Here is a 9,225-nt window from a genome sequence, read left to right on the forward strand (position 1 = left end):
TTTCTAGTTTCTAGTTTCTAGTTTCTAGTTTCTAGTTTCTAGTTTCTAGTTTATAGCCCATCTTCCCCAAGGTGGGCTTTTTTTATGATTTTTCACGTTCCACGCCTATTCTTTGATCAATGTGTCAGAACTTTGATTAGCATGCCTAAACAAGTCTCTTAGCCATTCGGCAAGAAAAACCGGCTTAACCAACCTCTTTTCGGCTGCTCCAGTTCAACCTGCTCCGGTACTGGAATGCGCTTATTTTCTGTTTCGACCGGAGTAGTCAATCCGTCATCTTTCTGGCCTGGTTCTAGTCTAGGATTCTCTGTCATCTCAGAATGAACAGGAGGAGCAACTTTGTGCTCTTCTACCTCTGTTTTTGGTTGTTCAAGCTGACCTTTAAACTCAATTCTATGAGTCAAATCTTCTATGTGTTGCATCAAAGCCTTTTCTCTATGATTGGCTAAGTCCAATTGATTTTTGAGTAGAGAAATTTGATCTTTCAATACATTTTCAATTTCAGATTGAACACGTACTTGTACATCCTTTTGAACGTGTTCAGTACGTGTATTGGACTGAACACCGATAGGGTTACCATAGACCCTGATAAGTTCAGATAAATCTATAAGACCATCATGATCCCTTGATAATTCACCATTTTTTATAGCTTCATATATTGTTGTTCGTGATTTTTTAAAAGCTTTACTTGCGTCCATGACGCTGAATTTTGTTGTGTTCAATGTAATCCCTCAGTGCATGTACAAGGATGTTTAGATGAACATCCTACCTGAACATGAAGTTTATTTTGTACTAAATCCTACTTTTTTAAGATGTGGCAAAAGCTCTTCAAACTTCTCTTTATCTTTTAGCATTTCAGCAATTCGAACTGCAAATTGTGGGTAGCTTTCTGTACCTTGAGAATATTTATTCATGTCTGGAAGTTCAGAAAGTTTATTAGCAAAAAGGTGACGTTGTGCATCGGTCATTTTTGAGAAAAGTTCAAGTGAAGTTGAACTTTTAGAGGTGATCACTTTCTTTTGCTTAAATGTGAAAGAGAATCCTGAAATGTTACGGCCTTTTTTATGTTGCTCACATTTAACGTTAATGTCTGTGTGCTCATTAACTTGGGCAATAGCTAGATTTAACACTCGATCCTTGAAGTTTCCCATTCTAGTGTATTCATCATCGAGAACACCTATCTTCTGCCTGAACTCTGCTAGTTCAATAACAGGTGTTTGGCCAGTACTACGCCAAGCAATCAATAATTCGTATAAACGTACAGCGTAAGCACTACTAAGATCGCTAATCTGCTGTAGCTCATATTTTGTGAATTGTTCTTCTAAACGTGTAATAAGAGGCACGATTGCAGGTGCAAATATTAATTTTACTGTTGCTTCATCATCAATGTATCTAATTTCACTGACCCAGCGGCTTAGGACATTCTCAATATTTCCTCTTTTATTTACTTCTTGATAGCTAAATTGGCGTGCGAATAAGTCTTTACACGCATCTTTGAGAGCTTGATAAGCTGTTTGTCGTGCAACATTAAACTGGTTTACATAACTCTCTGCATGAACCTCTAATGGGTCATTTGCATTGATACCTCTGCCACTACCTCTTGCCTCGACAATGGCCAATAGGATTAAACGTTGTTCTACTAAGTCCAAATTATAGCTAGCATTTATTAGAGCATTATCTTTAACAACTAAATCCCGCATCTTATTTATCTACATTATTATTTATGAATATAAGTCTATATTAATAACTATGTAGATTTATGCAAGGTAAACGTAGTTAAATCTACAAAAAATATTATAAAGACTTATGGTAGGTAAACGTAGTCATATTGGTAGGTAAACGTAGTCATATTGGTAGGTAAACGTAGTCATATTGGTAGGTAAACGTAGTCATATAAGCTCTACAGGCCTTTAAAATAAAGGTGTTCAGCTAGTCTAAAAGCATTTAAAAACTTTAAAATTATTAAAAGCCCTGGCAAAGAAAAATTGCCCTTGGTTTTCGCTACGCTCAAACTCTGTTGAATCTCGCTTTCGCTCGATTCGTGGGGCAATTTTTTAGATCATCCTGTTGTGACTTTTAGAAAAAGCAAAAGCAACTCGGAATTCGCTTCGCTCATAAAGCTTTTTTACTCGCTACGCTCGATCTAGGCCCAATTTTCTGCATGTGATTTACGCTTATTTAGGCTTCACAGCCTAAAAAGCTGTTTTTCAAAGAGTCTAGGTGCGAATTTTGTTGCTTCGCTCGTAGACACTCGCTCTATTCATCCCGATTAGAACAAAAATAGCCTCTATTTAGCCCTCATTTGCGTTTTTTGACCTGATTACTCATTTCAATAGTAGATTCTATGTTTTAAGTAAAAATGTGGCTGAAATCGCATGTAAGAGCGTTTTAACGTGGGTTTTATTTTTGATCTGTAGGCTAGAGTTCCCGTTTATAGATTTTTCCCTTAGAAACACAATAGCCAGGATCTCTTTTGGTCAAGCACTATCTTTACTGTCAGTTAAGTCAATTAAATGGATTGGGAGCCGGTACATACCGGCAATTTTTGGTTCACACACCACGCATCTAAAGATAAAGGCTCTAAAGCCTTATGCTATAAGGGATACAGCGGTTTTTCATCTGCCTGGAAAGCGTTTACGCTTTTAGCATGATTTTTGTTATCTTTCATAGACTTAGCTGTAAACACTTTTTATTGCGAATAAAGTGCAATATTTACTTACAAAACAATAAGATAGATTGTAATCACCTTTGTTTACGCTTTTATGTGAATTTCTCTTTTTATATTAGCTATTTAACCTGTAATCATTAAAACTTAACACAGTGTTTACTTATATTTGATAGTTACTTTTTAGAAATTAGGTGCTTAGATTGAAAACAAATGATAGGAGTTTTTCATGAACAGTACTCGAACGGTTGCCGTCAGATTAGACAATCAAGTCGCACAAGAATATGAGCGTTTGGCTCAATTGAAGGGCGATAAACTCGGAACTTATTTACGGGATCTGCTGACCAGTAATTTACAGATGGCCAGCATTGAGAGACAAGTCAGTCGGATTGAAACACTGGTGAATGATTTTGAAAAAGATATTAATCGATCATTGGATCAATTTACTCAGGCTAATTCTTTGAATGAAAATTTATTAGGAGATTTGGGGGAAATATACATGTTTCAAATAGGCATTCTTATGAAGCTACAAACAGAGAAATATGAGATTCGAGGAATGCAGGCTAAAGGAAAAAGTCATGCCAAGGCTAGCTATCTGAAAGGAAAAAATCATGAGTAATATTATTCAACTTTCTAAACCATGTGCTTTCTGTGATTCAAGGGAAAACGTACAGCTTTTTGCAGGGCTGATGCTTTGCGAAAATTGTCAGAACAATATCCAGATTACCAATCCTGGTATGTTTGAGGCCAAGGATCAGATTGAACAAAAAGCCCAGGATTAACCTGGGCTGCGTATAAGAGACGACTTAACTTGTCGTCTTTTTACTCAGCCAAACTATATACCCCAATTTATAATTGACTAATATAGTAGTATAGCCGTTCCATAAATTTGTACTTTGATGTTTGATACTTTAATGGCTCTTAATTTTATTTCCTTATTTACAGGTGCTGGTGGGTTAGACATAGGCTTTAAAGAAGCTGGACATAACTGTTTGTTAGCATCGGATATCATGAAAGAAGCTGAATTAACGTATTCTTATAATTATCCATCTGTACCATTTTTTAGAGAAGATATTCGACAAATTCCTTTGGATAAATTTAAAAAAGTTATTGGTGATAAAGAAGTTGATGTAATTATTGGTGGACCACCGTGCCAAGGTTTTTCAAACATGGGCAATAAGAACTCATCTGATCCACGTAACTATTTGTTTGAAAATTATGTATCTTTAGTGAATACGTTTAAGCCTAAATGTTTTTTATTTGAAAATGTTAAAGGTCTTTTAACAATGTTTGAAGGGCGGTTTTTTGAAAACATTGTTAATTCATTTTTATCAATAGGTTATAGTATTTCATATACCCTTATTGACTCATCTTTATATGGTGTTCCTCAAAAAAGAGAACGTGTGTTTTTAATGGGAACACGTCTTCAACATAAAAAATTCAATTTTCCAAAACCTGATGTAAAGCCATATGGTTTTTTGAAATCTTTTAAAAATGTTGGTGATGCAATTAATGATTTAGCAAATTTTGAGAATGAAGAATTTCCAAATCATATTATTTTAAATCATAGTGATATTGTTAAACGTCGTTATGAGTTAATTCCTGAAGGCGGTAAATTACCGAAACCTGAAGATCTCCCCGAAGATATTAGACGTAAAAACTTTGGCAATACTTATACAAGATTAGATAGAAAAACTATTTCATCGACAATTGTTCCTGGGAATAATGCATTGCCAGTACATCCATATCTAGCTAGAAGCTTAACACCTAGAGAAGCTGCACGTATTCAAACCTTTCCTGATAATTTCATCTTTAAAGGGGACCGCCGATCACAATGTATTCTTGTTGGTAATGCTGTTCCACCGTTATTAGCAGCTAAACTAGCTGATTCTATTGAGAAGTTTATTAGTGATGTTGATTACGAAAGTATTGATACAAATCATATATTTATTGGTGAAAAATTTAAATTAACTAAGACTAAAAATAGTAAAAATTCAGGACGTGTATCCCTTAGATTTGCTGATCTATTCAGTGGAGTTGGAGGATTTACTGAAGGTTTAAAAAGTGCTGGTTTAGATTGCATATTAGGTGCAGATTTTGATCGTTATGCTGTTGAAGCATATCGGAAGAACCACACTGATCATGAATGTCTTGAAGCAGATTTAAGTGATGAAGAAATCCAACATAATATCGCTATGCGCTTAAAAGAACAGAAGGTTGATCTTGTTGTTGGTGGACCACCATGCCAGGGTTTTTCTATCTTTGGAAAAAGACGTTTTGTTAATACAAAGAATCATCAAATTAGTGAAGATAAAAGAAATAATTTAGTTTTTGCATTTGCAAATATTGTTATTAAATCAGAAGCTAAATGGTTCATTATGGAAAATGTTCCAGGTATTTTATCTGCTCAAAATGGAGAATATGTAAAAGCAATTCAAGAGTTTTTTGCAGAGAATGGATACAGAACAGAATGTAAGGTAATAAATGCTGCTGATTATGGTGTTCCTCAATTAAGAAAGAGATTTTTATTAATTGGAACTAAAACAGATTTAGTTATCCCATTTCCAAAGCCAAAATATTTCTCAACACCTGATTCATGGCAATTACCATATAGAACTGTTGGGGAAGTTATCACAGATCTGATGGACCCCTCATCTTACGATTTACTTTCGCACCATGTTCCAGCTAAACATGCTCCTACTATTGTCGAAAGATACTCTTATATAGAAGAAGGGAAAAAGTTAGATATTGAGCGACTACCTGAGCATTTAAAAACAGGGACTAAAACAGGTAAGCCTATTGCAAACTTTAGTCATGTTTACAAAAGATTAGATCGAAAGAAACCATCTTCAACGATTGTTCCAGGACATAATGCTTTTCCTGTTCATCCTGTCTTGAATAGAACCTTGACAGTAAGAGAAGCTGCACGTATTCAAACCTTCCCTGATCATTATCAGTTTGTTGGACCTATTATTAATCAATGCTTACAGGTGGGAAATGCTTTTCCCTGTCTAGTTGCTCAAATTTTTGGTGAACGTTTAAGAACAGTCATTAATAATGAATGGAAAGAAGAAAATACAACGCATCTAGCGAAATATTCTATGCTTGAATAGGTTTTTATTATGTCAATGAATCATCATATGCTGGCTAAAACTACTACTGATGCAGTATTAGCCAATTTTAAAAGTGGAGCATGGGGATGCTTAGAAGAAAACATTGGTCCAAGTTTATATAGAGTTGGTTGTGATAGTGTTTTTCCATCACCTGATGCATCTTTTTATGATCCTAATACAAAGAAGCAAATTAATTTTGAATTCAAGCCTGATACTGAAACTAAAAGAGGAATTCTCACAGGCTTAGGCCAAACTATTGCTTATCTAAAAAAGTCACATGCTTCTTTTCTAGTTATTCCAGAATATATTGAAGATTTTGCAATAGCTAATTATATGGAGTCTATCTTCAATGATGTTATTGACAATAAATTAGCGGTAGGGCTAATTGCTTTTCATAATAAAGATCCAAAGCAAGTAAAGATTCTAAGAAATGTAAGTGTATCTAATGCATTAGCTCAAACGTCTGACATGGTAAATAGTCGATTTTGGGCAAAGCATCAGGACCTACCAATACCTTTATTTCATTTAATACTTCACTGTTTTTATCTTAAAAAAATTAAAATTATTAATGTAGATGCTTATGAATATTGTTGGGACAATTACATTGCTCCACCTAGTATATTAACAACTTTTCTACCCCAACCTATTTTTGATATACAAGGTAATTCGATAAAAACATTAGGTGGAAAAAAAGATATTTTATTTTTTGAAAAAAATTTAGCAAAGATAAGAACGTTGACGGGATCTGATAAGTTAGATGCTATAACGAAACTCCATAAAGATATGGACAAAAAGTTTGTTGGCGATAATTATTTTAATTCAATCAAAAAAAACTTTATTACATTTTGCAAGCATGTGAAGGTTATTGATTCTAATTATGAATTGACAGAACTAGGCTTGAAAATATACCACTTAGGAGTGGTGAATGGACCTAATAGTAGGTTATTTAAAGACTATTTTTTGAACTTAATTCTTTTACATGGTAAACATCTAGACTTAATTTTTGATTTAGATAAGCTAAGTAGTAATCCTATAAAATATAATCTTTCATTTGAAAAATTGAAATTAGAATTAGAAAGTGATTATGAGCTGAAAGGTATGATAAAAAGAAATACAAATAGGCAAGCTCGCAGTTCTAGCACAGTAAGTTTCCTGAAATATGAAACAATATTGTGGAAAGCGTTAGATATTTTTACGATGGAGGGGAATCGACCTATTTTTAATTGGAAGAAAATCGTAGAAGTATGTTCATTGCCAGAGCTTTGATTAGTTATCCTACAATTAACATAATACACCTTATACGAATTCAAAAATGGGAGCCTAAGCTCCCATTTTTATTGATGATTTTTTAATTCTTTGAGCATAGCATCCCGTAAGATTTCATTCATACGTGTTTGATAACCTTTTCCCTGTGCTTTGAACCAAGCAAGCACATCAGCATCTAACCGAATTGAAGTTTGTTGCTTTACTGGACGATAGAATTGATTGTGGCGTACAGCATTACTCCAGTCGGTAATTTCAGGTATATCTGAGAGATCTAGCTGATCGTCAGCAACCGTTCCCTTAGCAAGCAAGCGTTGAATTTCAGCATCTTGCTTGTCGCTGAATTTTTCATTCAGTTCTTTGCGTGAGTATCTAACCATGCTCATATCTATCTCGCTCCGCCTTAGTTACTTGTCTTGCACTAATGATTCGTATGATTTCACAGTCATCTTCATCAAAGATGGTGTGAGCTACTAAGAGCATTAGTACGCCTTTTACTTTTCCAATGGTTTGCCAACGTTCTTCACCATCGGTATGTCTGTCTTGGATTGAGATCCTTAATGGATCATCAAAAACAAGGCTTGCTGTTTCGAAAGAGACATCGTGCTTTTTCTGATTCTTTCGATTCTTTGCCTCATCCCATTCGAAATACTGTTCCATAAAAAACATTCAAATTTGTATATACAATAATGTATCACAAAATTGTATCACTCAAGCTGAAAAGCGTAATTTTTAGTCAGATTTATTGGCAAGAAGTATCAAAACCGCTCATAAAAAAGCCGACTTGTTTCCAAGTCGGCTTTTCGGGGTTGCGTCCCCGATTTTTTATAACATAACTTTTTGAAATATAAAACTATTTTTATATGCGTTTCGTATAACGCCCATTATGTTAAATAAAATATAAACTTTATTTTAACTTTAAATTTTAAAGTTGTTGACTTTGTTTTGTAAATCTATTAAATTGTTTTTAACTTTTAAAAGGTGATAATCATGAGTCTCATAAAAAAACTTCACAATAAACAAGCTACGGAAACAAAAATGATTTCAACATCAATAAAAATTCCTCAAGTTATGGATGAAATAATTTCAGACTTAGCTGTATTTTTTGATTCAACTAAGCAAGAAGTAATTCTTGATCTATTATCTGATGCAATAGATAACTATAAAGCTGAAGAAAAAAAGCTTTTGGAACAACAAGAAAATGAGATTGATGAGGATGAAAATAGCTCTATAACTAATCAAGAAAATATTGCTATTAATCATAATTATTTTCTTTTAAATACTTGTAAACGGTATTCAATAGATGATCATTATTTCATGATTAATAATGGATATGCGGCTGCATTTGATGATGGATATAAACAACAAATAGAACGAATTAAAAAAGGAGATGTTGTATTTTTATATGCTAACGGAAAAGGGATTTCAGGCTACGGTATAGCATCAGGTCAAACCATAAAAATTGAGCATGATGGTGTACCAGAAAATTGCTACTATCAAGTGCTAGAGGACTATCAACTACTAGATACGCCTTTAAAAGCAAAAGATATTCGAGACATTTGTAGTAGAACTCCAGTATTTTTAAAGACACTGTCTAAAATTAATAAAAAAGATGGTCAGATTATTTACAATAACTTGAATAATTAATTATATAAAACAGCCAATTAGAACTAATTGGCTGTTTTAATTTAGGGGTAGGATCAAAAATGAAGATAGGTATTTTTTGGTTTTATAGCGATAGAATTATAGGCATTGCTCATGAATTTAATTCTAATGAAAAGGATTCTATTGGGTTAATTGATAGTAAATATACACATATGGAATATTGGGAGAGAATCAAAGCAGATATCTCTGAATTACGGTATATGGAATATGATGAAGTTCCAAGGGGAAGAGTTATTTTTGATATCAACAAAAATAAATTGATTATTTATCTAGATAAGAAATTATTAAGTAAAGGTAAGGTGTCAAAAATTTGTGATTTTTTTGATGCTGAATATGATGTGAATACAGTATTACGCTTAGATCCTCATTATAGAACTTAACAGAAAACTAAATTTGGATTAGAAAGATTTTCTAAAATTAACATAATACACCTTATACGAAATGTGTTATAATTTTCCTTAGAAATCAATGCTTTAGTTTCTAGTTTCTAGTTTCTAGTTTCTAGTTTCTAGTTTCTAG

Annotated in this window: 10 protein-coding genes; 6 read left to right on the forward strand and 4 right to left on the reverse strand. The window is 33.4% G+C overall.

From position 1 onward, the window contains the following. Positions 1 to 158: 158 nt before the first annotated feature. Entirely contained in the window at positions 159 to 698 is a 540-nt protein-coding gene (locus tag D7V32_RS16135; protein ID WP_099746938.1) for a plasmid replication DNA-binding protein, read from the reverse strand. 84 nt (positions 699 to 782) lie between these two features. Continuing rightward, complete coding sequence (repM, locus tag D7V32_RS16140; protein ID WP_032049727.1) at positions 783 to 1,700, reverse strand: replication initiation protein RepM; 918 nt, start codon at positions 1,698 to 1,700, stop codon at positions 783 to 785. Between the two features lie 1,194 nt (positions 1,701 to 2,894). On the opposite strand from repM, the gene D7V32_RS16150 reads away from it, so the two are divergent. From D7V32_RS16150 to D7V32_RS16160, 4 genes are all read left to right on the forward strand, one after another. Then, entirely contained in the window at positions 2,895 to 3,284 is a 390-nt protein-coding gene (locus tag D7V32_RS16150; RefSeq protein ID WP_120403842.1) for a hypothetical protein, read from the forward strand. Beyond that, positions 3,277 to 3,447, forward strand: coding sequence for a hypothetical protein (locus D7V32_RS17395; RefSeq protein ID WP_171407693.1), 171 nt, complete (start codon positions 3,277 to 3,279; stop codon positions 3,445 to 3,447). The genes D7V32_RS16150 and D7V32_RS17395 overlap by 8 nt, the downstream gene beginning before the upstream one ends. A gap of 117 nt (positions 3,448 to 3,564) precedes the next feature. Continuing rightward, positions 3,565 to 5,778, forward strand: a complete 2,214-nt coding sequence (locus D7V32_RS16155; protein ID WP_012268408.1) for a DNA cytosine methyltransferase — start codon at positions 3,565 to 3,567, stop codon at positions 5,776 to 5,778. Between the two features lie 9 nt (positions 5,779 to 5,787). Further along, on the forward strand, positions 5,788 to 7,044 hold the full coding sequence (locus D7V32_RS16160; RefSeq protein ID WP_012268407.1) for a hypothetical protein: 1,257 nt from the start codon (positions 5,788 to 5,790) through the stop codon (positions 7,042 to 7,044). A gap of 68 nt (positions 7,045 to 7,112) precedes the next feature. Here the strand turns inward: D7V32_RS16160 and D7V32_RS16165 are convergent, their stop codons facing one another. Together D7V32_RS16165 and D7V32_RS16170 are read right to left on the reverse strand one after the other, a co-directional pair. Beyond that, positions 7,113 to 7,427, reverse strand: coding sequence for a BrnA antitoxin family protein (locus D7V32_RS16165; protein WP_120403538.1), 315 nt, complete (start codon positions 7,425 to 7,427; stop codon positions 7,113 to 7,115). Continuing rightward, positions 7,414 to 7,701, reverse strand: coding sequence for a BrnT family toxin (locus D7V32_RS16170; RefSeq protein ID WP_004884492.1), 288 nt, complete (start codon positions 7,699 to 7,701; stop codon positions 7,414 to 7,416). The genes D7V32_RS16165 and D7V32_RS16170 overlap by 14 nt, the downstream gene beginning before the upstream one ends. A gap of 330 nt (positions 7,702 to 8,031) precedes the next feature. Here D7V32_RS16170 and D7V32_RS16175 point away from each other — a divergent pair, with 330 nt between their 5' ends. Together D7V32_RS16175 and D7V32_RS16180 are read left to right on the forward strand one after the other, a co-directional pair. After that, positions 8,032 to 8,688, forward strand: coding sequence for a hypothetical protein (locus D7V32_RS16175; RefSeq protein WP_060875705.1), 657 nt, complete (start codon positions 8,032 to 8,034; stop codon positions 8,686 to 8,688). 59 nt (positions 8,689 to 8,747) lie between these two features. Then, positions 8,748 to 9,086, forward strand: coding sequence for a hypothetical protein (locus tag D7V32_RS16180; RefSeq protein WP_060875704.1), 339 nt, complete (start codon positions 8,748 to 8,750; stop codon positions 9,084 to 9,086). Positions 9,087 to 9,225 lie beyond the last annotated feature (139 nt).

This window comes from Acinetobacter tianfuensis, from assembly GCF_003611465.1.
Lineage (GTDB): Bacteria > Pseudomonadota > Gammaproteobacteria > Pseudomonadales > Moraxellaceae > Acinetobacter > Acinetobacter tianfuensis.